This is a genomic window from Hydrogenophaga soli, from assembly GCF_054777695.1.
On the sequence record NZ_BAAHAK010000001.1, the window covers coordinates 180,360 to 204,089 of the forward strand.

Annotated in this window: 22 protein-coding genes; 6 read left to right on the forward strand and 16 right to left on the reverse strand. The window is 67.3% G+C overall.

The genetic code is table 11. The features are described from left to right. Positions 1 to 13: 13 nt before the first annotated feature. Positions 14 to 2,128 carry a DNA mismatch repair endonuclease MutL gene (gene mutL, locus ACYVB7_RS00800; protein ID WP_460504628.1) on the reverse strand — a complete coding sequence of 705 codons (2,115 nt, stop codon included), beginning with the start codon at positions 2,126 to 2,128 and terminating at the stop codon, positions 14 to 16. On the opposite strand from mutL, the gene ACYVB7_RS00805 reads away from it, so the two are divergent. Further along, a complete protein-coding gene (locus tag ACYVB7_RS00805; protein ID WP_460504629.1) occupies positions 2,127 to 2,783 on the forward strand; it encodes an SNARE-associated domain-containing protein in 657 nt (218 codons plus the stop codon). The genes mutL and ACYVB7_RS00805 overlap by 2 nt on opposite strands. Here ACYVB7_RS00805 and ACYVB7_RS00810 read toward each other — a convergent pair. From ACYVB7_RS00810 to ACYVB7_RS00825, 4 genes are all read right to left on the reverse strand, one after another. Next, entirely contained in the window at positions 2,767 to 3,744 is a 978-nt protein-coding gene (locus ACYVB7_RS00810) for a PilZ domain-containing protein (protein ID WP_460504630.1), read from the reverse strand. The genes ACYVB7_RS00805 and ACYVB7_RS00810 overlap by 17 nt on opposite strands. A 48-nt stretch (positions 3,745 to 3,792) precedes the next feature. Beyond that, a complete protein-coding gene (locus ACYVB7_RS00815) occupies positions 3,793 to 4,443 on the reverse strand; it encodes a sugar phosphate isomerase family (protein WP_460504631.1) in 651 nt (216 codons plus the stop codon). A gap of 20 nt (positions 4,444 to 4,463) precedes the next feature. Beyond that, positions 4,464 to 5,108, reverse strand: a complete 645-nt coding sequence (locus tag ACYVB7_RS00820; RefSeq protein WP_460504632.1) for a CoA transferase subunit A — start codon at positions 5,106 to 5,108, stop codon at positions 4,464 to 4,466. Between the two features lie 99 nt (positions 5,109 to 5,207). After that, positions 5,208 to 5,840, reverse strand: a complete 633-nt coding sequence (locus tag ACYVB7_RS00825) for a LysE/ArgO family amino acid transporter (protein WP_460504633.1) — start codon at positions 5,838 to 5,840, stop codon at positions 5,208 to 5,210. 131 nt (positions 5,841 to 5,971) lie between these two features. Between ACYVB7_RS00825 and ACYVB7_RS00830 the strand changes: the two genes are divergently transcribed. Continuing rightward, a complete protein-coding gene (locus tag ACYVB7_RS00830; RefSeq protein ID WP_460504634.1) occupies positions 5,972 to 6,424 on the forward strand; it encodes an Lrp/AsnC family transcriptional regulator in 453 nt (150 codons plus the stop codon). Positions 6,425 to 6,436: 12 nt separating this feature from the next. Further along, positions 6,437 to 7,687, forward strand: coding sequence for an MgtC/SapB family protein (locus ACYVB7_RS00835; protein ID WP_460504635.1), 1,251 nt, complete (start codon positions 6,437 to 6,439; stop codon positions 7,685 to 7,687). On the opposite strand, the gene ACYVB7_RS00840 is transcribed toward ACYVB7_RS00835, so the two are convergent. Next, a complete protein-coding gene (locus ACYVB7_RS00840; protein WP_460504636.1) occupies positions 7,665 to 8,570 on the reverse strand; it encodes a LysR family transcriptional regulator in 906 nt (301 codons plus the stop codon). The genes ACYVB7_RS00835 and ACYVB7_RS00840 overlap by 23 nt on opposite strands. A gap of 116 nt (positions 8,571 to 8,686) precedes the next feature. Here ACYVB7_RS00840 and ACYVB7_RS00845 point away from each other — a divergent pair, with 116 nt between their 5' ends. Beyond that, the gene (locus ACYVB7_RS00845; RefSeq protein ID WP_460504637.1) at positions 8,687 to 9,331 is read left to right on the forward strand and encodes an NAD(P)H-dependent oxidoreductase; all 645 of its coding nucleotides are present in this window, start codon (positions 8,687 to 8,689) and stop codon (positions 9,329 to 9,331) included. Between the two features lie 31 nt (positions 9,332 to 9,362). Here the strand turns inward: ACYVB7_RS00845 and ACYVB7_RS00850 are convergent, their stop codons facing one another. From ACYVB7_RS00850 to tsaE, 10 genes are all read right to left on the reverse strand, one after another. Further along, on the reverse strand, positions 9,363 to 10,037 hold the full coding sequence (locus ACYVB7_RS00850) for a class I SAM-dependent methyltransferase (protein WP_460504638.1): 675 nt from the start codon (positions 10,035 to 10,037) through the stop codon (positions 9,363 to 9,365). Between the two features lie 8 nt (positions 10,038 to 10,045). Beyond that, positions 10,046 to 12,049, reverse strand: coding sequence for a B12-binding domain-containing radical SAM protein (locus ACYVB7_RS00855; protein WP_460504639.1), 2,004 nt, complete (start codon positions 12,047 to 12,049; stop codon positions 10,046 to 10,048). 620 nt (positions 12,050 to 12,669) lie between these two features. Further along, positions 12,670 to 14,637: a potassium transporter Kup gene (locus tag ACYVB7_RS00860; RefSeq protein ID WP_460504641.1), complete on the reverse strand. Its 1,968-nt coding sequence runs from the start codon at positions 14,635 to 14,637 to the stop codon at positions 12,670 to 12,672. Positions 14,638 to 14,721: 84 nt separating this feature from the next. Continuing rightward, complete coding sequence (locus ACYVB7_RS00865) at positions 14,722 to 15,429, reverse strand: response regulator transcription factor KdpE (protein WP_460504643.1); 708 nt, start codon at positions 15,427 to 15,429, stop codon at positions 14,722 to 14,724. Next, positions 15,404 to 16,960 (reverse strand): sensor histidine kinase, encoded by a 1,557-nt coding sequence (locus tag ACYVB7_RS00870; protein ID WP_460504645.1) that lies wholly within the window; start codon positions 16,958 to 16,960, stop codon positions 15,404 to 15,406. The genes ACYVB7_RS00865 and ACYVB7_RS00870 overlap by 26 nt, the downstream gene beginning before the upstream one ends. Before the next feature lie 35 nt (positions 16,961 to 16,995). Continuing rightward, positions 16,996 to 17,601: a hypothetical protein gene (locus ACYVB7_RS00875; protein WP_460504647.1), complete on the reverse strand. Its 606-nt coding sequence runs from the start codon at positions 17,599 to 17,601 to the stop codon at positions 16,996 to 16,998. Between the two features lie 2 nt (positions 17,602 to 17,603). After that, complete coding sequence (locus tag ACYVB7_RS00880) at positions 17,604 to 19,067, reverse strand: AAA family ATPase (protein ID WP_460504649.1); 1,464 nt, start codon at positions 19,065 to 19,067, stop codon at positions 17,604 to 17,606. Positions 19,068 to 19,154: 87 nt separating this feature from the next. Then, positions 19,155 to 19,733, reverse strand: coding sequence for a DUF2889 domain-containing protein (locus ACYVB7_RS00885; RefSeq protein ID WP_460504651.1), 579 nt, complete (start codon positions 19,731 to 19,733; stop codon positions 19,155 to 19,157). Between the two features lie 9 nt (positions 19,734 to 19,742). Beyond that, positions 19,743 to 21,296: an N-acetylmuramoyl-L-alanine amidase gene (locus tag ACYVB7_RS00890; protein WP_460504653.1), complete on the reverse strand. Its 1,554-nt coding sequence runs from the start codon at positions 21,294 to 21,296 to the stop codon at positions 19,743 to 19,745. Beyond that, positions 21,293 to 21,859: a tRNA (adenosine(37)-N6)-threonylcarbamoyltransferase complex ATPase subunit type 1 TsaE gene (gene tsaE, locus ACYVB7_RS00895; RefSeq protein ID WP_460504655.1), complete on the reverse strand. Its 567-nt coding sequence runs from the start codon at positions 21,857 to 21,859 to the stop codon at positions 21,293 to 21,295. Before tsaE ends, ACYVB7_RS00890 begins: the two co-directional genes overlap by 4 nt. Here tsaE and queG point away from each other — a divergent pair. Continuing rightward, on the forward strand, positions 21,851 to 22,951 hold the full coding sequence (gene queG, locus ACYVB7_RS00900; protein WP_460504657.1) for a tRNA epoxyqueuosine(34) reductase QueG: 1,101 nt from the start codon (positions 21,851 to 21,853) through the stop codon (positions 22,949 to 22,951). The genes tsaE and queG overlap by 9 nt on opposite strands. After that, positions 22,948 to 23,730: an ABC transporter permease family protein gene (locus ACYVB7_RS00905; RefSeq protein ID WP_460504659.1), complete on the forward strand. Its 783-nt coding sequence runs from the start codon at positions 22,948 to 22,950 to the stop codon at positions 23,728 to 23,730. The genes queG and ACYVB7_RS00905 overlap by 4 nt, the downstream gene beginning before the upstream one ends.

Consider the following 23,730-nt stretch of genomic DNA (forward strand, 5'->3'; position numbering starts at 1 on the left):
GGCGGGGATGGACTCAGCGCCCGCGAAGGAACAGGCCGTCCAGCTCTTTCATGGTCAGCTGCCGCCAGGTGGGGCGGCCGTGGTTGCATTGGTCGCTGCGCTCGGTGGCTTCCATCTGGCGCAGCAAGGCGTTCATTTCGTCCAGCGTCAGGCGGCGGTTGGCCCGCACCGCGCCGTGGCAGGCCATGGTGGCCAGCAGTTCGTGCTGGGCGCGTTGCACCACGGTGCTGGCGTCGTGCTGGCCCAGCTCGGCCAGCACGCTGCGGGCCAGCTCGGCGGCATCGGCCTGGGCCAGGGCGGCGGGCACGGCCCGCACGGCCAGGGTGCGGGTTGAAAACGGTGTGACTTCCAGCCCCAGCAGGGCCAGGGTGTCGGCCTGGGTTTCGGCCACGGCCACTTCGGCGGGGGTGGCGGCAAACGTGGCGGGGATCAGCAGCGGTTGGCTGGCAATGCGGTGCCCGCCCTCGGCCAACTGGGCCTTGAGCCGCTCGTACACGATGCGCTCGTGCGCGGCGTGCATGTCCACCAGCACCAGGCCCTGGGCGTTCTCGGCCAGGATGTACACGCCCTGCAACTGGGCCAGCGCCCGGCCCAGGGGCCAGACGGCGGGGGCTTGTTCCGGGGCTGCCGCCGGGGTGGGTGCTGCGGCGGGTGCAGGTGCTGAGGCCGGGGTGGCTGGGGTGGCCGGAGCAGGCGCCCACAGGCGTTGCAGGTCTTGCACCGACAACACCGAGCCGCGGGCCGGTGCATCTGCAAAATGAATAGCGCTTTGCGCTTTGTTTGAAAGCGGTAGAACCCCAAAAGGCTTGTGAAATTCCGCCGCCTGCGTTGGGTTTGTGGGGGCGGCCTGAAGGGGCGGGCTGCGGTCGGCGTGGGCCGAAGCGGCAGCCGCGTGGGCCATCGAGGGAGTTGTCGCAGACGCCGAAGGCAGCGGCTCTGCCGGGGCGGGTGTGAGGGGGGCGGTTGAAGCGCTGGCCAGGGCGGCGGCGCGGGGGGCGGCCAGGGCCGCCTCCACCGCGCGGCGCACGGCCTGGTGCACCTCGCGGCTGTCGCGAAAGCGCACCTCGATCTTGGTGGGGTGCACGTTCACGTCCACCCGGGCGGGGTCGATCTCGATGAACAGCGCGTACACCGGCTGGCGGTGGCCGTGCAGCACGTCCTCGTAGGCAGCGCGGGCGGCGTGGGTGATGACCTTGTCGCGCACAAAGCGCCCGTTCACATAGGCAAATTGCTGGTCGGCGCGGCTGCGGGCGGCGTCGGGCAACCCGGCACGGCCCCACACGCGGATGCGCGGGCCACCTTCCCAGCCCGAGAGGGCGCTGCCATGGTCCACGCCCACGCTCTGGGGCAGAAAGTCGCTGCCCAGCACGTCGGCCAGGCGTTGGCCCAGGGCGTCGGCGTCGTGCCCCTGGGCGCGCCACTGTTCCACCAGCTTGCCTTCGTGCCACACGGCAAAGCCCACGTCGGGGCGGGCCAGGGCGTGGCGGCGCACCGCTTCCAGGCAGTGGGCCAGCTCGGTGGCGTCGGTTTTCAGGAACTTGCGCCGGGCCGGGGTGGCGTAGAACAGTTCACGCACCTCCACGGTGGTGCCGCGGGTGCGGGGTGCGGGGCGCAGTTCGCCGCTGGTGGCGTTGAGCAGCCAGCCGTGGGTGCTGTCGTCGCGCTCGGTGCGGGTCAGCAGCGACACGTCGGCAATGGAGCAGATGGCGGCCAGCGCCTCGCCCCGAAAGCCCATGGTGCCCACGGCCTCCAATTCCGCCAGGTTGGCAATCTTGCTGGTGGCGTGGCGTTTGAGGGCCAGCGGCAGTTCGTCGCGCAGGATGCCGCAGCCGTCGTCTTCCACCGCAATCAGGCGCACACCGCCGGCCAGCAGCCGCACGGTGATGTGGCGCGAGCCAGCGTCCAGCGCGTTGTCCACCAGCTCGCGCACCACCGAGGCCGGGCGCTCCACCACCTCACCGGCGGCAATCTGGCTGATGAGCTCATCGGGCAGTTCGAGGATGGGACGGCGCTGGGGTGGCTGGGTGGGCGCGGGCGAAGGGGGGGAGGCGGGGGCGGAGGCGGTCACCGGAGGATTGTAGGCAGGGCTCGTATCATCCCGCGTCGCTGTTGCCACATGCCCTGACATGGAATTGATCTCTTTCCTCATCGACTTCGTCCTCCACGTGGACCAGCACCTGGAGGCCTTTGTGCAGGCCTACGGGGCCTGGGTGTACGCCTTGTTGTTCCTCATCGTGTTCGTGGAGACCGGGTTGGTGGTCATGCCCTTCCTGCCGGGCGATTCGTTGTTGTTCATCGTGGGTGCGTTGTCGGGGGCCGGGCTGATGAACTGGCCGCTGGCGGTGGCGGTGTTGCTGGTGGCGGCGGTGCTGGGGGACCAGACCAACTACACCATTGGCCGGTATTTCGGGCCCAAGGTGTTCCAGTGGGAGCACTCGCGGTGGTTCAACCGGCAGGCGTTTGACCAGGCCCACGCGTTTTACGAGCGGCATGGTGGCATCACCATCGTCTTGGCGCGGTTCATGCCGTTCATTCGCACCTTTGCGCCGTTTGTGGCCGGTGTGGCCGACATGACGCGCCGCAAGTTCACGGCGTACAACGTGGTCGGGGCGGTGCTGTGGGTGGTGGGGCTGTGCGGGGCGGGCTACCTGTTTGGCAACCTGCCCTGGGTGCAGGCGAACCTGAGCAAGATCATCTGGGGCCTGATCCTGGTGCCGGGCTTGGTGGCCCTGGGGGGCGCATGGCGCGCCCGACGCACGCAGCAGGCTACAGGTCGTCCTTGACGCGGGTGATGAGGTTGACGCCCAGCTCGTTGACCAGGCGGGCCAGGTTGCGTTCCAGCTGGGTGGGCATGCGCTCGAACTCGATGCCCAGCTGCAACAACTCGGGTTGAAGCAGCGCCCCCATGGCGGCCAGGGCCGCTTCGCGCGAGGCCGGGCCACCGTGGCGGTTGGCTTGCAGTGGGGGCAACTTGGGGGCGGGCGCTGCCGAGGGGCCCAGCAGCTGGCTCAGGCCCGGCGGGGCCAGGCGCACGTGGCGGATGAGCATGTCCACCTTGAACTGGTCGTTGGTGGCGTGTGGCCCCAGCTTGACCGTGGCTCCCGGAAAACGTTTGCCCAGGTGCACGGCCTCCAGCGGTGCACGCACCAATACCGACACGCCACCGCAGCTCAGGTCCAGGGCCTTGAGGTTTTCCAGGTGGCGAAGGCCGGGTTTGAGGGTGATGAACACACCCTGTGACGACGGCACCGGCACGCGAAAGCTGTCACGCCGTTGCAAGCGGTACAGCCTGAAAGGCAGCCGGGCACGCAGCACGGTGGGTTGGCCTTCGTCTCCCTCCACGGACCCCAGGGTTTCGCATTCGAAGGTGATGACCACCCCCTGCAGGCGCACCGATCCCCGCAGCGTCAACCCCTTGGCCACGGGCGGGCTGGCCAGGGGCAGGTCCAGCTCCAGGGTCTGGTGTTCGTCGCTGACGCGGCGCATGCGGCCGGAGAACGACAGGTGCACTTCGGGCGCACCTTGGCCCACAGGGCTGACGACCACCATGGTGGCCGCCAGCTGGGATTGCTGGATGCGCCTCACCCAATCCAGGCTTTCGGCAAAGTTGTCGACGCGGTAGGCCGCATCGCCCAGGTCACCGGCGATGAGCGACAGGGTTTCGGTGGACAGGCCGTGCGGCAGCTGCTCGGTGGGCGGAAAGTCGCTGGAAGGCTCTGCAGTCACGGGGGTCTGGGCGGTCATGGCGCTGCATTCTAGGCAGTGTGTCGGTCCGCCGACGCCCCCGTGGGGTCAGAGTGTCATGGTCTTCACGTCGGGTGAGACGGCCAGCTCGGCTTCGGTGGCGGCCACCACCTGGGCGGGGGACACGCCGGGCGCGGTTTCCATCAGTGTGGCCTGGCCGTTGGGGAAGGCGATGACGGCCATTTCGGTCACCAGCAGGTCGATGGGGCGCACCGAGGTGAGGGGCAGGCTCACGGCCTTGACGATCTTGCTCTGGCCCTTGGCGGTGTGTTGCATGGCCACCACCACCCGCTTGGCACCGGTCACCAGGTCCATGGCGCCGCCCATGCCGGGCACCATCTTGCCGGGGATCATCCAGTTGGCCAATTGGCCGCTCTGGCTGACCTGCAGGCCCCCCAGCACCGTCATGTCGAGGTGGCCACCGCGGATGAGCCCGAACGACAAGGCGCTGTCGAAGGTGCAGGCCCCGGGCAGGGCGGTGACGGGGCGGCCCCCGGCGTCGGTCAGGTCGGGGTGGTTGAGGCCGCGCTCGGGCATGGGGCCGGTGCCCATCAGCCCGTTTTCGGACTGGAAGTACACATGCACCCCGGCGGGCAGGTGGTTGGCCACCAGGGTGGGGATGCCAATGCCCAGGTTGACGAGCATGCCGCTTTTCAGCTCCTGGGCAATGCGGCGGGCGATGATGTTCTGTGCGTCCATGGTGCAGGGCTCCAGCGGGGTCAGTGGGCGATGATGTAGTCCACCACGGGGGCGGGGGTCATCACATGGTCGGGCGGGATCACGCCCACGGGCACGATGTTTTCGGCGCGCACCATCACGCAGCGGGCGGCCATGGCCATCAGCGGGTTGAAGTTGCGGGCGGTCAGGGCGTAGGCCAGGTTGCCGGTGTAGTCGGCGTCCTTGGCGTTGATGAGGGCGAAGTCGGCCTTGATGGGCAGCTCCAGCAAATAGGTCTTGCCGTCCACCTCCAGGGTGCGTTTGCCCTCGGCGGCCAAGGTGCCCACGCCGGTGGGGGTGAGGATGCCGCCCAACCCGTGGCCCCCGGCGCGGATGCGCTCGGCCAGGCTGCCCTGGGGCACCAGTTCCACCTCGATCTCACCGGCAATCATCTTCTGCTGGGTTTCGGGGTTGAGGCCGATGTGGCTGGCCACCACCTTGGCCACGCAGCCTGCGGCGATGAGCTTGCCAATGCCCACGCCGGGCATGGCGGTGTCGTTGGCGATGACGGTGAGGCCCCGGCGGTTCTGGCGCACCAGTTCGTCCATGAGGGGCTCGGGCGTGCCCACGCCCATGAAGCCGCCGATCATCAGGCTGGCCCCATCGGGAATGAGGGCCACGGCCTTGTCGAGGGAGATGGATTTCATTGCTCGTCCTTGCAGTGGGGGCACCGGCACGTCCGGTCGCCATGCCCACTGTAGGACAGCCATCCCCCCGGGGGTGTGACAGCTTGCAGGGGGTTTGCGTCAGATCAAACCGCGCAGCACCCCAACCCACTGCCACAACGCAAAAGCCGCCAGGAACAGCGCCGAACCGGTGTTGATGCGTTGCCGCCACGCATCGGAAAACTGATGCCGGGTGCGCGACACCACCCCGGCCAGCATCAGCCACCACAGGGCCGAGCCCACCCACACGCCTGCCACCATGACCCAGGGCGACGCCTGCCCCGCCATGCTGCCGCCCAGGGCCCCGAAGATGGCAATGAACGACAGGATGGTGGCCGGGTTGGACAGCGTCAGCACCAGCGTGCCGCCAAACATGCCCCACAGGTTGTGTCCTACCGCCGTGGCCGACTGCGCGGCCAACGGCGAGCGCCAGGTTTGCCACGCCAGCCACAGCAGCAAGGCACCGCCGACCAGGGCCAAGGGCAGCTTGAGCCCGGTGAGCCAGGCAATGGCCCAGGTCACCCCAAACGCCCCCACCGCGCCGTACAGGCTGTCGGCGGTGGCTGCCCCCAGGCCGGTGGCCAGCCCGGCCCCGAAGCCCTGGTGCAGGGTGCGTTGGATGGTCAACAAACCGATGGGGCCGACCGGTGCCGCAATGGACAGGCCGACCACCAGGGCCGAGAGGAAGAGGGAGGCATCAGCAGCGGTCATCATGCACAGAATGCTACGGAAACAGCGGGCTACCCGGGAGTGGAAAATTCAGGTAAAACTGCCTTTCGCTTTCGAATTTTTCGGCGATTGGGGTGCTGAACCCGTATGTACAGCGCCCAAGAAGGGATTCCGCCATGCCGCTTGACGACAAATCCTGGCGCCTGCTCCAGGCCTTGCAGGCCGATGCCCGCGCCCCGCTGAAGGTGCTGGCCCAGGCCACGGGCCTGTCGGTGCCCGCCACGCAGGAGCGCTTGCGCCGCCTGGAAGAGGCCGGGGTGGTCACTGGTTACAGCGCCACCGTCAACGCCCATGCGGCCGGGTACGGGGTGCGGGCCATGGTGGGCATCAACGTGCCCCAGCCGGGCAAACAGGCGTTTTTGACGCATCTGGCCGCACAGCACCGGGTGCTGGAATGCCACCACGTCAGTGGCAACGACTCGTACCTGATGCTGGTGGTGGCCACTGACCTGCCCGATCTGGAGCGCTTTCTGGCCGACATCAACGCCTGGGGCGAAACACGCACGTCCATCATTTTCAGCACCCCCATCGAACGGCGGGCGCTGCGCAACCTGTCGTCAGACCTTTGAGGAGCACCCACCATGGCCTTGGAATGGAACACCATCCTGCACAACTTTCTGGCGGCATTGGGGTTGGGTTTGCTCAACGGCGTCATCCGCGAGCGACGCCACGGCGGCAACGAAGAAATTGCCGGCACCCGCACCCACGCGCTGACCGCGGTGCTGGGGTTTGTGGCCTGGGGCCTGGGGTCCACGGTGTTTGTGGCGGCCTTGGCGCTGATGGGCGCGCTCACCGTGGCCGGTTACCTCAACACGGCCCACAAGGACCGGGGCCTGACGGGCGAGGTGGCCCTGTTGTTGTCCATGGTGCTGGGGGCCCTGGCCTTCCAGGAAGCCCACCTGGCGGTGGCGGTGGGGGTGGTGTGTGCCATCTTGCTGTACGCCAAGCAGCCGCTGCACCACCTCAGCCGCGACCTCATCAACGAGCGCGAGATGCAGGACGGCCTGATGCTGGCTGCGGCGGTCCTGGTGGTCATGCCGTTGCTGCCCCAGGGAGCCCTGGACCCGTGGGGGGGGCTCAAGCCCTACACCTTGTGGCGCATTGTGGTGCTGGTCATGGCCGTGGGCATGCTGGGGCATGTGGCCATGCGGGCGGTGGGGGCGCGTTGGGGCTTGCCGATTGCCGGGTTCTTCTCGGGGTTTGCGTCGTCCACCGCCGCTGTGGCGGGCATGGGGCAGCGCACACGAACCCAGCCCGAACTGGCCGCACCGGCGGCGTCGGCGGCGCTGCTGTCCAACGTGGCGTCGGTCATGCTGTTCGGGGCCGTGGTGGCCGCGGCATCGCCCTCCTTGCTGAAAGCGATTTTCTGGCCCCTGGCCGCGTGCCTGCTGGCGCTGACGCTGATGGCTTGGCTGTACCTGCGTCAGGTGGATTTGTCGGAGGGCGGTGAGCACCCTCAGGCCGAACACGCGTTCAAGATCTCGCACGCCTTGCTGCTGGCTGCTGTCATTGCCGGTGTGTCGCTGCTGGCGGCCTGGCTGGGGCAGGTGTACGGCGACGCCGGGGTGCTGGTGGCCGCCATTTTGGTGGCCCTGGCCGAGATCCACGCCGCGGCGGCGGGCATTGCCCAGGTGAGTGCCACCGGCAGCATGCCGCCCGCCGTGGCCGCGTGGGGGCTGGCCGGGGTGCTGGCGGCCAGTGTGCTGGCCAAGTCCATCCTGGCCTACGTGAGCGGTGGCCGCCGCTACGGCACCCTGGTGATGGGGGGGCTGGTGGTCATGGTGGGGGTGTTTGCGGCGGCCTTGGCCTTCATTGCGTTCGACCCCCACTGAACTTCTCCTTCAAAAACGCCAGAAACGTGGAGGTGTTCAGGGCCAGCCATTGCCGTGCGGGGTAGACGGCGTGGATGGGCGGGCCGGGCGGCAGGCGGTATTGCGGCAGCACCGGCACCAGTTCACCCCGGCTGAGTTCCTGCTCCACCATGGTGCGGCTCACCACCGCAATGCCCGCACCGTTGCAGGCTCCTGCCACCAGGGCCATGCCGTCGTTGGTGTGGAAGTGCCCCTGCACCTGCACCTGGGTGGCGTGGCCTGCGTCGTCGGTGAACGACCATTCGTTGTACACGCGTCGGTGCCGGGTCCACAGCACACAGTCGTGTTGCAGCAGGTCTTGCGGGGTGTTGGGGGTGCCTGCGCGGGTCAGGTAGGCCGGGGCCGCCACCAACATGTGGGGGTTGTCGGCCAGTTGGGTGGCCACCAGCGATGAGTCGTCCAGGTGCGCCACGCGAATGGCCACGTCGATGTGCTCGGCCACCAAGTCAACCAGGCGGTCTTCCACCAGCAGGGTGATTTCCACCTCGGGGTGCAAGCGCATGAACTCGGCCACCAGCGGCACCAGGTGGCGTTCGCCCAATGGGCGTGGGCAGGCCACCCGCAGCGGGCCACGCACCACCAGCTGGAACTGGCCGGAAATGTCGGCCACGTTGCGCAGCGCCTGTTCCACCTGCTGGGCCTGTGTCCACACGGCTTTGCCCACCTCGGTCAGGGTCAGGGTGCGGGTGGTGCGCTGGATCAGGCGGGCACCCAGGTCGGCCTCCAGCCGGGCCAGTTGGCGCGACACCACCGACTTGCCACACCCCAGCCGCTGCGCCGCGGCGCTGATGCTGCCCGCCGAAACGATGGTGGCAAACGTGGTCAGCAGTTGGGCGTTCAGCATGGTTGCTATTGTTGCTTTTGAGTCAACCTGATTTTGCTTTATTGGATCTTCTGGGGCAACCAAAGGCTGCGTACAGTGGAGCCTTGACCCTTTTCTTTCCTTCAAAAAGGCCACGCATGAGCACTCCCAATCCCCTGATCGAACAACTGCAATGGCGTTATGCCACCAAGGCCATGGACCCCAACCAAACGGTGCCTGCCGATGTGGTGGAGCGCATCCTGGAAGCCGCCCGCCTGGCCCCCACGTCCAGCGGCTTGCAGCCGTTCGAAGTGGTGGTGGTCACCAGCAAAGAGGTGCGCGAGCGCATCAAGCCCATCGCCTGGAACCAGGGCCAGATCACCGACGGCTCGCACCTGCTGGTGTTTGCCGCCTGGGACAACTACACGGCCGAGCGCATCAACCACATGTTCGACCTGACCAACACCATCCGCGGCTTCAAGAACGAAGGTTGGGAAAACTACCGCCAGATGCTGCTGGCCAACTACCCGCAGCGCGACGCCGAAGTGAACTTCCAGCACGCCGCCCGCCAGGCCTACATCGGCATGACCGCGGCGCTGATGGCCGCCGCGTTTGAAGGTGTGGACTGCACCCCCATGGAAGGCTTCGACCCCAACGCGCTGGACGAGATCCTCGACCTGCGCGCCCGAGGCCTGCGCAGCGTGGCCATCGTGCCGCTGGGCTACCGCCTGTCCGACAAGGACTGGCTGGTCAACCTGACCAAGGTGCGCCGCCCGCGCGAGCAGTTTGTCACCGAGGTCTGAGCTCGGCGCAGGGTGATGTGGCTCGGCCCGCTCAGGTGGGCTGGGCCACCACCACGTATTGCAGGGGGGCGGCATCGGCCTCGGCCTGACGAGGGTCGGCCCCCGCGGCCTGGGCCATGGCCCGGATGATGGGCATGAACCGGTCCCGCATGGGCTCGGCAAAGATGCGCGGCGTTCCGCTGACGATGGTGAAGCCCGCCTGGTTGAACAGCTCGCCAATGGTCTGCCGGGTGAACCACCGGATGTGGGTGCGGTCCAGCAGGCCACTGTCCTCGTAGCGCAAGTCCCCCACGCTCAGCCTGGCCTGGATGGACCAGTGTTGCATGTTGGGGATGCAGGCCACCACCGAGCCGTTGGGTGGAATCACGCCTCGCACCTGTTTCAGGATGGCCCAGGGGTTGGCCAGGTGTTCCAGCACATCACCAAACACCCAGCAATCGCGGTCGCGCTGGGCCTGCCAGAACTCAGGGGGCGCGGTCTGGATGTCCAGCGTCGTGGCTTCGTCGCAATGGCGCTTGGCCAGTTCGGTGTAGCCCGGATCGATCTCGATGCCGCGGTAGTGCGCCTGCGGGTGGGTCTTTTTGAAATCCCTGGCCAGGGCCCCAGAAGAACAGCCCACCTCGATCAGCCGTTCGGCGGTGCTGGGAATCAAGCGAAGCAGCGTGGGGTTGGCGGCTTCGTGGGCGGGGGTTTGCGGTTCGGACATGGGGCAAATCATGCCAGCGCCCGCGCCACGAAGTCGCGCTTGACGGTGGGGCGGGGCACCTTGGTGTTGAAGAAGCGGCGCACGTCGTCCTCCACACACATGCCGTGCATGTAGTTGTAGATGGCTTTTTTCAGCGCCGCGCCCAGGGTGTCGTGGTCCACCCCGGTGGGGTCGGTGAAGCCCACGTCGTTGCGGGCAAAGGTCAACGGGCGGCCCTCGGGGCCCATGGGGGCGGCGGGCAGCGGCTGGAGCCGAATGCCGTAGTCCGCCGGGTGTTGCCCCACGGGCGAGTGCACGGTGGCGGTGAAGCGGTGCCAGAAGCCGCTCTGGATGCACCCGGCCTCGAACAGCTGGCGCACGTACTCCAGCGCGTCCACCGTGTCCTGCACCGTTTGCGTGGGAAAGCCGTACATCAGGTAGGCGTGCACCAGCACCCCGGCGTCGGTGAAGGCCTTGGTCACCCGGGCCACCTGGGCCACATCCACGCCTTTTTTCATGAGCTTGAGCAGCCGGTCGGAGGCCACCTCCAGCCCACCCGAGACGGCGATGCAGCCGCTGTCGGCCAGCAGCTCGCACAGCTCGGGCGAAAAGCTCTTTTCAAACCGGATGTTGCCCCACCAGCTGATGCCCAGTTGCCGCCGGATGAGTTCCTCGGCCAGCGCCCGCAGCACCTTGGGCGGCGCGGCCTCGTCCACAAAGTGGAAGCCGGTCTGCCCCGTTTCACGCACGATGGCCTCGATGCGGTCCACGAGGGTGGTGGCGGTGGCGGTTTCGTAACGGCCGATGTAGTCCAGCCCCACGTCGCAAAAGCTGCACTTCTTCCAGTAACAGCCGTGGGCCACGGTCAGCTTGTTCCAGCGGCCATCGCTCCACAGGCGGTTCATGGGGTTGAGCAGGTCCAGCAGGCTCAGGTAGCGGTCCAGCGGCAGGCCGTCCCAGGTGGGGGTGCCCACGTGTTCAAACGGCACGTCGGGCTCGGGCCATTGGATGTATTGCACGCGGCCCGCGTCGTTGCGCACAAAGGTGCGCACCAGGCGGTCGCGGCTGCGCTGGCCGGCCAGGTGCTCCAGCAGGGCCAGCAGGGGGCGCTCGCCGCTGTCCAAGGTGACGTAGTCGAAAAAGTCGAACACCCGGGGTTCGGCCAGCTCGCGCAGCTCGGTGTTGACGTAGCCCCCGCCCAGCACGGTGACCACCTGGGGGCGGGCCGCCTTGATGGCCTGCGCCATGCGGAAGGCCGCAAACACCGCGCCGGGGAAGGGCACGGACAGCAGCACCACGGGCGGGCAGTTTGCTTCTGAATTTGTAGCTGCTTGCGCTTTATCCAAAAGCGCCAGGGCCTGATTTGTTTCTTCAATCAGCAGCGTGTCGATGAGGTTGGGACTGGCCTGGGCCTGCGCCAGCGCCTGGGCCAGCGGTTCGAAGCTGGCCTGGGCGGCGGCCAGTTTTTCGGCGTAGCGCACAAACTCGAAGCGGGCATCGACCGCGTCCTTGAGCACATCGGCCAGGTCGTTCAGGTACAGCGTGGCCAGGTGGCGGGCGCGGTCGTGCAGGCCCAGGGCACCGAAGGCCCAACCCAGCGGGTCACCGCTGCCATCGTCGGGGTGCTGGTCCAGCGTGGCAAACCAGCGGCCCTCGGGCAACAGGCTGCGGTTGGCGATGCGGTGGGCCAGGGTGCTATCGCGCCCTTGCAAGAAGGCCACCACCCGCTCCACGGTGGCGTGGTAGCGGTCGAACTCGGCCAGGAAGTGCTGCACTTGGGCGCTGCGGGCCTTGGGCGGCTGCGCCAGGGCGGCGGCCTTCACGCGGGTCAGGCCGTCGGCACTCAGCAGCCGCAGCACCAGCGCCAGGGCCAAGTCGGCCTGCACCGCGTCCACGCCTTGCGAGCGCAAAAAACCGGTGAGGTAGGCGGTGGACGGGTAGGGCGTGTTGAGCTGCGTCATCGGCGGGATGAGCGACAGCACGCGGCCCGCGTAGCGCAAGGAACGCAGGGGCGAAGGGGTGGACTGGGGCATGCGGCGATTGTCGCCGGGGCCAGCCCTTCGGTGAGGCGGGCACCGGGCGGCGGTGGGCCACCTCGCCGTGGGTCCGCTGGCGCGGACTGCGCTGCGGTGCTCGGCCGCGCACCCGCTCCACCGAAGGGCTGGCGGTGCTTTTCTGCGTGGTCATCGTGTGCGCCGTTTCAACCCACCGAAGCGCAAACACTGAAATCCCCCTGGCGCAGTGCCAGTCGCTGCGGCAGCAGATGCTGACTGCGCTGGGGTTTTGAATTCAATGAAAAATTGGCCTCTACCGCTTTTTCAATAAGCGTGAGCAGCTATTGAAAACGTAGCGATTGGTATGACGGGACAGGGGGCACATTGAGCCCTTTGGTGGGGTGGGGGCGGGGCTGCGGTGGGCCACCTTCGCCGTGGGCGAGGCGCACAGGCCGTGGGGCGGGTGCGCGAAAGCGCACCTTCAACCTCTGACTTCGTCGCGGCTGTATGAGCGGAACGCCCGCAAGGGCGTGCAGCGAGTTCCGCGACGCCGCCCCACGGCCGAGCACCGCAGCGCAGTCCGCGCCAGCGGACCCACGGCGAGGAGGCCCACCGCAGCCCGGCCCCCACCCCACCGAAGGCCCACCGCAGGCCCAATCTCAAATCTGCACCCGCGTGCCCAGCTCCACCACCGCGTTGTCGGGCAGGCGGAAGAATTCCACCACCCCGCCCGCGTTGCGGCTGAGGGTGGCAAACAGCACCTCGCGCCAGTGCGCCATGCCCGAGCCGTGGGTGGGCACCACCGTCTCGCGGCTGAGGAAGAAGGTGGTCTCGAACGTGGGGATGCGCAGGCCCTGCGACTCCACCAGCGCCAGCGCCTTGGGCACGTCGGGGCTGTTCATGAAGCCGTAGTACAGCGTCACCTGCCAGAAGCTGTGGCCCAGTGCTTGCAAGGCCACACGCTCGGCCATGGGCACCCAGGGCACGTCGCGGAACTTGACTGTCAGGATCACGTTGCGCTCGTGCAGCACCTGGTTGTGCTTGAGGTTGTGCAGCAAGGCCTGGGGCACGATGGTCGGGTCGGCCACCGGGTACACGGCGGTGCGCTCCACGCGGAACATGCTGCGCGGGTCCAGCGCGTCGATGAAGGGTTGCAGCGCCAGCCCGTCGCGGCGGATGCTGTCGGACAGCAGCTTGCGCCCGCGTGCCCAGGTGCTCATGCCGATGAACAGCAGGCCGCCCAGCGCCAGCGGGAACCAGCCCCCGTCAAAGAACTTGACGGCGCAGCCCGCCACCAGCAGCAGGTCCAGCAGCAGGAAGAAGGTGGTGGCCCCCACGGCCACACTGCGCGGCAGGTGCCAGCCGTGGCGCACCACAAAATAGGTCAGCACCGTGGTGATGGCCATGGTCAGCGTGACCGCGATGCCGTAGGCCGACGCCAGCGCCGACGACGACTTGAACACCAGCACCACCCCCACCACCGCCAGCAACAGCAGCCAGTTGACGGCGGGCATGTAGATCTGCCCCGCTTCCTTGGCCGAGGTGTAGCGGATGGTCATGCGGGGCAGAAAGCCCAGCTGGATGGCCTGCTTGGTCATGGAGTAGGCCCCCGAAATCACCGCTTGCGAGGCGATGATGGCCGCCAGGCTGGACAGCACCAGCGCGGGCACCAACCACTCATCCGGGAACAGCAGGTAGAAGGGGTTTTCGATGGCCGAGGGGTCGGCCAGCAGCAAGGCCCCTTGGCCCATGTAGTTCAGGGCCAGGCTGGGCAGCACCAGGCCGGTCCAGGCGATCTGGATGGGCTTCTTGCCAAAGTGGCCCATGTCGGCGTAGAGCGCCTCGGCCCCGGTGAGCGCCAGCACAATGGCCCCCAGCGTGGCCAGCAGGTGCCAGCCCCGGGTGGTGACGAATTCCCAGGCCCGCAGTGGGTTGAGCGCGGCCAGAATGCCCGGCTGCTGGGCGATGTGCCACACGCCGGTGGCCGCCAGGGTCAGGAACCACAGCACGATGACGGGCCCGAAGAACTTGCCCACCAGCCCCGTGCCAAAGCGCTGCATGGCAAACAGCCCCACCAGGATCAACACCGAGGCGGGCAGCACCCAGCGGGTCAGCTCAGGGGCGATCACCTGCAAACCCTCCATGGCGCCCAGCACCGAAATGGCAGGGGTGATGACGCTGTCGCCATAAAACAGCGTGGCCCCGGCCACGCCCAGCAGCAGCAGGCCCTGGCGCAGCCTGGGGTGGGCCTTGACGGCGGCAGCGGCTAGCGCCGTGAGCGCCAGGCCACCGCCTTCGCCGTGGTTGTCGGCCCGCAGGATGAGCACCACGTACTTGAGGGTGACCACCAGCATCAGCGCCCAGAAAATGGTGGAAATGGCCCCCACCAGGTGGACCGCGTCCAGCGGCACGCCGGTGTGGGTGGCAAACACCTCTTTCACCGTGTACAGCGGGCTGGTGCCGATGTCGCCATACACCACACCAATGGCCCCCAACGTGAGGGCCGCCAGGCCGTGGCGGCGGGCGGCGTGGGGCGTGGCGGTGGCGTCCAGGTCCGGCGCACCGGGGGCGGACGGCGTGGACAGCGGGGGCGTGGAAGGGGCTGACGTGGAGGCGGGCAGGGACATGGCGCTCAGACCGAGTGGAACATGGCGATGCAGTCTGCCCAGGCCCCCATCAGGAACGCATAAGGATGGCGCTGAACAGGGGATTCAGCCCCCGTCGGGCTCGGCCAGGCGGTAGCCCACGCCGGCCTCGGTCAGCAGCCATTGCGGTTCGGTGGGGTCGGTTTCCAACTTGGCCCGCAACTGGCCCATGTACAGGCGCAGGTAGTGGGTGTCGTGGGCGTGTTCGGCGCCCCACACGTCCACCAGCAGTTGGCGGTGGGTCACCACCTGCCCGGCGTTGCGCACCAGGCGGGCCAGCAGGTTGAACTCGGTGGGGGTGAGGTGGGTGGGTTGGCCGTCGCGGGTCACGGTGCGGCGCTTCAGGTCCACCACCACCCCGGCGCGTTGGTAGTGGGTGAGCGCGGCTTCCACCGTGCGGCCCCGGTGGCGCAGGGCCACGCGCATGCGGGCCAGCAGCTCGCCCGCGCTGAAGGGTTTGACCAGGTAGTCGTCCGCTCCGGCGTCGAGCAGGCCGATTTTCTGGCCCTCGTCGTGCCGGGCCGAGATGACCAGCACCGGCCAGCGGTGTTGCTGGCGCAGGCGGGCCAGCACGGTGGCACCGTCGCCGTCGGGCAGGCCCAGGTCCAGCAGCACCAGGTCAAAGGCGTCGTGGGCTTGGGCGTGCTGGGCCTGCGCCAGGGCGTCGGCCACGCTGGCGGCGGGGGCCACGCGGTAGCCCTCCACCTCCAGCACGCTGCGCAGGGTGGCGCGGAGTTCGGGGTCGTCTTCAACCAGCAGGACGCGCAGGCTCATGGGCGGGCTCGGAAGGTGGGGCGGGTTGGGCGGAGGGTTGGGGGTCCACTGGCAGCAGCAGCTCCATGCTGGTGCCGCCGTGTTTGCGTGGGCGCACGCTGAGGGTGCTGCCATGGGCACGGGCCACGGCAGCACACAGGGCCAGGCCCACCCCGGCACCGCGGATGGCGGCGGTGCGGGCATCTTGGCCGCGCTCGAACACGGTGAACAGGCGCTGCGGGGCATCGGCGGGCAGGCCCGGCCCCCGGTCGCGCACGGCCAGCAACACGGCGGCGGGCGGCGCGGCAGGCGGGGTTGCGGATTCGGGGTGGGCTTTGCACAGCACCTCCACCAGGGTGTCGGGCGGGCTGTATTTCAGGGCGTTGTCGATGAGGTTTTCCAGCATCTGCACCACCAGCACGGCGTCGCAGCGCAGCAGGGGCAGGTTGGGGGCCACGCGGGCGCGGATGCGGCGGCTTGGGTCGCGGGCGCGCACCCGTTGCAGCACCGCGCCCACCAGTTCTTCCATGGATTCCCAGTCGCGCCGCAGGCCGTCGGTGGTGGCGTCCAGCCGGGCCAGTTGCAAGGCGTTGTCGGTCAGGCGGCTGAGGTGGCTGGCTTCGTCCACGATGGCCCGGGCCAGGCGCTGGCGCTGTTCGGGGCTGAGGCGGTCGCCCTGGTCCACCAGCGACGAGGCCGCGCCCAGGATGGCGGCCAGGGGGGTGCGGTGGTCGTGCGACACCGACGTGAGCAAGGTGCTGCGCAGGGCGTGGGCCTGGGCGTCGCGGGCGGCTTGCGCGGCCAGGGTGGTGGCGTGCAGGCGCTCCAGCGTCTGGCCCAGCAGGTCGCACAGCGCTTGCGCGTGTTCGCGCTCGGTCGGTTGGGGCAACCATTCGGTGGGCGGGTGCAGCAGCGCGGCACCCTGCACGGCGTGCACGCCCCGCAGGGGCAGGTACCAGTCGGATTGGTTGTCGTAACGGCCCGTGCCGCGGCCCAGGGGTTTGCCTTCGCGGCAGCACAGGTTCAGGCCGTCGCGCTGGTTGGCGTCCAGGGGGCCCCACACCCGCGGTGTGGGGCCGTTGACCACCAGGCAGGCCACGCGGGTGCTGGGCAGCACGCGGGCCAGGGCGTCGCAGGCGGCCAGGGCGGTGTCGGCCTGGCGCAGCTGTTCGGACAGGGCGTACAGCTGCCCGATGCGCTGGGCCTGCACACGGGCCAGCGCCGTGGTGCGCCGCTGGCGGGCCATGAGCAGGGTGATGCCCATGCTGACGGCCAGCATGGTGGACAGCAGCAGGGCGTCACGCGACAGCGTGACTTCAAAGGTGCCGCGTGGGGCCACGAACAGCCAGTTGAAGGCCGCCGCCGCACCCACGCATGCCATGGCAGCGGCCCAGGTGGGCCACCACACGCTGGCCAGGGCAGCGGCCAGCACCAGGGGCAGGGCCTGGCTGCCCAGGTCGGCATGCCCGTCCAACAGCCAGGCGGCCCCGGCACCGGCGGCCCAGGCGCTGATTGCACAGGCGTGGCGGCTGGCTGCGTGAGGTTTGGGCAAGGTGTCTCCAACTCTGGCCAAGATGATGGAGAAATTCAACTGTCAGTCAATCGCACGACCAGTTGTTGAATATTCATTTGCAACGAAGCGAATGCAGGTGAAGCAAGCAGCTTCGTGAAATCAGTGGGAATCTCTGCCACTCGGTGTCGCGCCTCTTCAGGATTGAATTGCCGCAAGCGACGACCGGTCAATCCGCTTGCCGTACGCAGGGCCTCGAACAGGGTGTTTTTTGGATCAGCGAGTTTTTCCCACTTTTTGGCGGGAGGCAGATTTAGTGCCATGTTGCCCATGGGGTTTCCCGCAGCTTGTCGAATGGCTGCTTCATTGGAGAGCAGCCAAGCCTCGGTCATTCGGACGGGGACCACAGGAACATAGTTAACTCGACTGGGTGTTAGTGCAACTTCGATTTCTTTTACGCGGTCTTCAAATGGTAACTTTTCTGCATCACGGTGAACGAACAATACATCACAGGGGAATAGTTTGATCGCTTGAAGAGCTCTGTCGAGCAGGTCATGACCTTGAATTCGATGGGCAAATTGAGGTCGTATCTGGATGTCCGGGTGGCTTTGTTCGAGAAGCCAGTTGATCAGAGGTTGCAACGTCCGATCAGATGATCCATCGGCTAGCAATGTGTAGCTCAACCTCATGGATCCACACTTTCTGAAGGAATGAATTCAAGGTTCAGTTGTTGTGCCACATAGCTGTGAACTGTAGTGGCTCGGTTTGGTCTAATTATCGGCGATGGAATTGTGCTGGTCCTGGAGGTGTCTACAGATTCAATGTATGCGCGGATGTCTCCCAGCGCAATGGCGTGGGGAGGAGGTAATTCAGTGCTTGCAGGGGGCGCCGTGGCGCGCCAAGTCTGTGCAATGCAGTCGAACGATGCCTGATATGAACCAGCTTGCCGCACACTACTGACCATGACCAAGTCAGCAATGTCCAATTCGCCCACCACCAGCGGCGAGTGAGTGTTGATGATGACTTGTTTGAGTGGGTTGTCCCCATCAACAGCTTCTCGAGTATCAACTGCCATGCTACGTAGAAGCTCAAGAATGGCGGGTATCCGTGATGGATGGATTCCATTTTCAGGCTCCTCCAAACACAGAACTCGACCTGATTCTGGGTCTTCTGCCAAGATGGCCAATGCCAGAAAGCGCAGTGTGCCATCTGACAATGCTCGGGCAGGGTGCGAAACACCGTTGCGTCCTGTGACCAACAGTGTCAATGTTCTTCGGCTGTTGTCTTTGTCGACTGAAACTTGTGCCACATCGTCGAGCAATCGAGCCAGTTTGTTTGAAATGTGTGTTCCAGCATCCAAACGCTGCAATGTGGCGGCCATGTGTGCACCATTTGAGGCGACACGTGGATCAGCAGAGAATGCATCTGGCTGACGCATAGCGGATGGTTCAAGTTGGAGCAACGTCCAGGATTGCATTTCACGCCGGGCCGCCAACACCGTGGGATAGTCGCTGGTGTTGTTGCCTCCAACAAGCGTCTTTGGAGAGCCTTCGGCAGGGATTTTGATGGGCTGACCTCGGGAACCACCATCTTGGTGAAGCTTGATGACAGCTTTACCCTCTTCGACTTCGGTGGAAATGTAGGGTGCGCGCCGTTCGTTCGAAATAACAGAGTCTCTGAAAATGGGCGCGCATGAAAATGCTAAGCGCCTTTTTGCAAGACTGGCTGGAATGTAAGTGAGATCTTCGTGAAGTAACTCAAGGCGCTCTGGCGACTGTTCGGTAGCCGCTGCATAACCCAGCTCAAGTGAGTAGGTCAAAAACGTAGCTGTGGGGCGGGTCAGACGATTGAAGTCATCTCTGACTTCCTTGGGTACAATGAAATCCGCCTCAAAGCGCAGTTTTTTCTCAGTGCGAGATGAGTGTTGGGTGAATATGGCTCGAATATCACCAGATTTCCCTTGCGGATCTCGGACTCTTGCCGCTGCCTCGATCAAAGAAAACTCGGTAAGGTCACGCAGGAACTGTATGGCGTCAAACAGGTTGGACTTTCCTGCGCCGTTGGCCCCAGCAATACAAGTGAAGGGACCGAAGCGTACCTCCGCATCCTCGATGTTTTTGAAACCCTGGATTCTCAGTCGTGTCAACATCGTGAGGACAATTTACAAAGGTGCTTGTCAAGAGCTGCGCCATGAGCGCCGCTGCGATTTGTCGGTGCCGGAGCCCGGATTTCTATTCTAGTTCTCCACCCGACCCCAACCCACAAACTGCGGCGCCAGCCGGGCCACCACCGGGCCGTTGTGGTCCCAGGTCATGCACTTGCCCATGTAGAAGGGCGGCGTGCCGTCGTCGGCATGGCGGGGTTCGCCGCGGGCCAGGCGCCGGGTTTCGATGTCGTGCGGAATGGTCTGGAAGGCGGCGGTGGCCAGGTTGAACATCAGCTCGCGGAGGTGGGTGCAGCCTTGCAGCCCGCCCACGGTGCGGTCGATGGTCTGGCGCCAGCCGCGGCCCATGGTCAGGCCCACAAAGCGGCGCATGTGCTGGTCGGCCACGTGGCATTCGCCAAACGGGGTGGTGCCCATGCGGGTGGCGATGTCGTGGATCTTGAACTGGGCGTCCACGGTCACCCGCACCGCCAGGTGGTGGATGGGCTCTCCGGCCAGGCGGGTGCCGAACTCGTGCGGGTGGTTGTAATGCTTGCTGTCGTGCAGTTCCCCTTCCATGTCCCACAGGCCGTCGGCCCGGGCAAAGCCGCGGAAGGTGAGGGTGCGGGTGTGCAGGGGCGTGCGTTCGGCGGCGGGGGTGGGCAGAAGCATGGCGGGGCCTCAGGTGGCGCGGTTGCGGGCCAGCGGCGGGTTGGCCTTGAAGTAGCGGGCAATGCCACGCATGAGGGCGTCGGCCAGGCGGTCCTGGTGGTCGGGGTCGTTCAGGCGGGCCTCTTCGTCGGGGTTGCTGATGAAAGCGGTTTCCACCAGCACGCTGGGGATGTCGGGGGCTTTGAGCACGGCAAAACCGGCCTGCTCCACCGCCGGTTTGTGCAGTTTGCCCACCCGGCCCATTTCGCGCAGCATGGCGCCGCCCAGTTGCAGGCTGTCCTTGATTTGCGCGGTGGTGCTCATGTCCAGCAGGGCGCGGTGCACGGTGGCGTCGGCGGCTTTCACGTTGAGGCCGCCCACCACGTCGGCGGCGTTTTCCTTGTTGGCCATCCAGCGGGCGGTGGCGCTGCTGGCCCCCTTGGTGCTGAGGGCAAACACGCTGCCGCCTTGCGGCTCGGGCGTGAGGAAGGCGTCGGCATGGATGCTGATGAGCAGGTCGGCCTGCACGCGGCGGGCTTTTTCCACCCGCACTTGCAGGGGCACGAAGAAGTCGGCGTCGCGCGTGAGGTAGGCCCGCATGGGGTTGCCGTTGACGCTGGTTGCGTTGATGCGGTCGCGCAGTTTGCGGGCGATTTGCAGCACCACGGTTTTTTCGTGCGTGCCGCCGGGGCCGATGGCACCGGGGTCTTCACCCCCATGGCCGGGGTCCAGCGCCACGATGATGAGGCGCTCGGTGGCCACCGGTTCCGCCGCCGGTGGCTTGGTGCGGGAACCCCCGCCGGGTTTGGGCGGGGGCAGGGCGGCGGGGTCGCGTCCGGCCTGGGTCAGGGCCGAACCCGAGGGGCGGGGGGGCGAGGGGCTGAAAGCGGGGCCGTCATTCTTGTTGTCTTTTTGGCCTCTGGCGCTTTCTTCATTTGGGGTTTCAGCTGCGATTTCAGGAGTTCTTTCAGCCGCGGCCCCGGGCTTGCGGTCCTTGCGTTCGTGCAGCGCAATCAAGGCCCCCAGGGGGTCCACCTCGTCGGCAGCAGGCCGGGTGGGGGCTGGGGCGGGCGACGGAGGTGTGACGGCGGGCGCGGCGGCCACGTGCTGGGCAATCAGGTCGGCCAGCGGGTCAGGCAGGTTGTCGGGGTACAGGTCAAACACCAGGCGGTGGCGGTACGCGGCCACGGGTTGCAGGCTGAACACCTGCGGCGTGCTGGGGTTTTTCAGGTCCACCACCAGGCGCACCACCTTGGGCGCGTACTGCCCCACGCGCAGACCGGCAATGTTGGGGTCGTCGGACTTGACGCGGCCCACCAGCTCCTTCAGCTCGGGCACCAGGTCAATGCCCTCAATGTCCACCGCCAGCCGGGGCGGGTTGTCCACCATCTGCACGCGGGGGGTCAGCGCCACGTCCGACTCGATGGTGATGCGGGTGTAGTCCTGTGCCGGCCACAAGCGCACGGCCACGATGCGGGCGGCCCCTGCCAGTTGGTGGGTGCCCAGCCACAGGGCCAGGCTGCCCCGCCCGGCCCAGAGCGGCAGCGTGGCGGGCAGGGCGCGCAGCAGGTGGCGCCGCTTCATGCGGTGGCCTCGGTGCGGGGCATCGGCTGCGCTGCCCAAGCGCCCAGCCAGGCGGCCCCGTGCAGGGTGTGGGCCTGCACCCGCACGCGGCGGCTGGTGTCGTCCAGCGGCAGGAGGTGGATGGCCAGGTCGGCCACCGGCAGTTGTGCCCCCACCTTTTGCGGCCACTCCACCAGCTTCAGCCCCGGGCTGGCGAACAGGTCGCGAAAGCCCGCGTCTTCCCACTCGCGCGGGTCTTCAAACCGGTAAAAGTCAAAATGCCAGATGTGCAGCGTGCCCTCAGGCCCGGACACCTCGTGCGGCTCCACCACCGCGTAGGTGGGGCTTTTCACGCGGCCGGTGACGCCCAGGGCCCGCAGCAGGTGGCGCACCAGGGTGGTCTTGCCCATGCCCAGGTCCCCGTGCAGGGTGACCACCGCGTTGCGGGCCTGCGGGCAGGCGGCCAGGCGTTGGGCAAAGGTGGCGGTCTGGGTCTCGTCGGCCCACACCAGCGGGGCACTCAGGCCCACCGGGGCGGTGGGGTGGGCGAAGGGGCTTCCTACAATGGGTTGCGAATGGACCATGCTTTGAACGACATTGTGTTGCGGCTGCAGGGCTGGGCCCGCGAGTTGGGATTCTCCCAAATCGGCGTGGCCGGTGTGGACCTGTCCGAAGCCGAGCCGGGTTTGATGGCCTGGCTGGAGGCCGGGTTCCACGGCAGCATGGGCTACATGGCGCAGCACGGCCTGAAACGGGCCCGCCCGGCGGAGCTGGTGCCGGGCACGGTGAGTGTCATCACCGCCCGCATGGATTACCTGCCCCGCCAGGGCCCCGCCGATTGGCAGGCCGAGGGCTGGGCCGACCTGCGCCAGCCCCAGCGGGCCGTGGTGTCGCAATACGCCCGGGGGCGGGACTACCACAAGGTGCTGCGCCAGCGCCTGCAAAAGCTGGCCGACCGCCTGGTGGCCGAGGTGGGGCCGCTGGGGCACCGTGTGTTCACCGATTCGGCCCCGGTGCTGGAGGCCGAACTGGCCCGCCGCAGCGGCCTGGGCTGGCGCGGCAAACACACGCTGGTGCTGCACCGCGAGGCGGGCTCGTTGTTCTTCCTGGGCGAAATTTACGTGGACCTGGCCCTGCCGCCCACGCCGCCGGTCAGCGCCCATTGCGGGCAGTGCAGTGCGTGCATGGACCTGTGCCCGACCCAGGCCATCGTGGCCCCGCACCGGGTGGATGCGCGGCGCTGCATTTCCTACCTGACCATCGAGCACGATGGCCCCATTCCCGTTGAAATGCGTCCGTTGCTGGGCAACCGCATTTATGGCTGCGACGACTGCCAATTGGCCTGCCCCTGGAACAAGTTCGCCCAGCGCAGCCCCTTGCCTGACTTTGACGAGCGTGCGGGCCTGCATGCCGAACCGCTGGCCTTGCTGCTGGGGTGGACCGAGGCCACTTTTTTGCAACGCACCGAGGGCAGCGCCATCCGCCGCATTGGCCACCGGCGCTGGCTGCGCAACCTGGCGGTGGCCGCGGGCAATGCGCTGCGCCTGCCCGATGCCCTGACCCAGGCCGAACGCGAGACGCTGCGCACCGCCTTGGCGGCCTGGTCGCCGCATCCTGATGGCGTGGTGGCGGAGCACCTGCATTGGGCGCTGGCGGCGCCCGAGGGGGCGGCATGAACCGCTTTGCCGTGGCATGGCTTCAGCGGGTTCGCCTGGCGCAGCAGGTGGCCCTCACCTCGCTGGAGTTGCTGGCGTTGTTCACCTGGCCGGGCAGCTACCGGGGCACGGTGCGCGATGAGGTGGCCCGGCAGTTGTGGCGCAACACCTGGCCGCAGCTGCCCGGCTTTGTGGGCCTGGCGGCTTTGTTGGGGGTGGTGTTGATCCACATCGTGCTGGTCACGGCCGACAGTTATGGCCTGTCCCGCTACGCGCTGGAGGTGGTGGTGCGCGTGCTGGCCCTGGAGCTGTTGCCCTTGCTGGCGGCGTTGTTTGTGGCGCTGCGGTGCAGCCTGCCCATGGTGGCCGAGCTGATGTCCGCCCACCCGCGGGGTGTGGAGGCCACCGCCGAGTCCGCCACCGATGCAGCCCAGCGCAGGTTGCTCTGGCTGGTGGAATCGGTGTTTCCCCGCACGCTGGCGGTGGTGTTCACCGTGTGGCTGTTGGTGGCCGTCAGTGCGGTGCTGGCGCTGGTGTTGGCCTACCTCATGGTGCACGGCTGGTCCCCTTGGGGGGCGGCACCGTTCGCCCACATGGTGGGGCGGGTGTTCACGCCGGGGGTGATGGTGGTGTTCCTGCTCAAGACCCTGGCCTTCAGCGTGGCGGTGGGGGTGGTGCCCATGGCCAACGTGGCGGCCACCCAGGCGCTGCGCGGGTCCACCGACCTGGCCGGCCTGGCCCGCCTGACCGGCGTGTTGCTGGTGTGCGAGGTGCTGTCGCTGTGGGCTCACTATGATTGA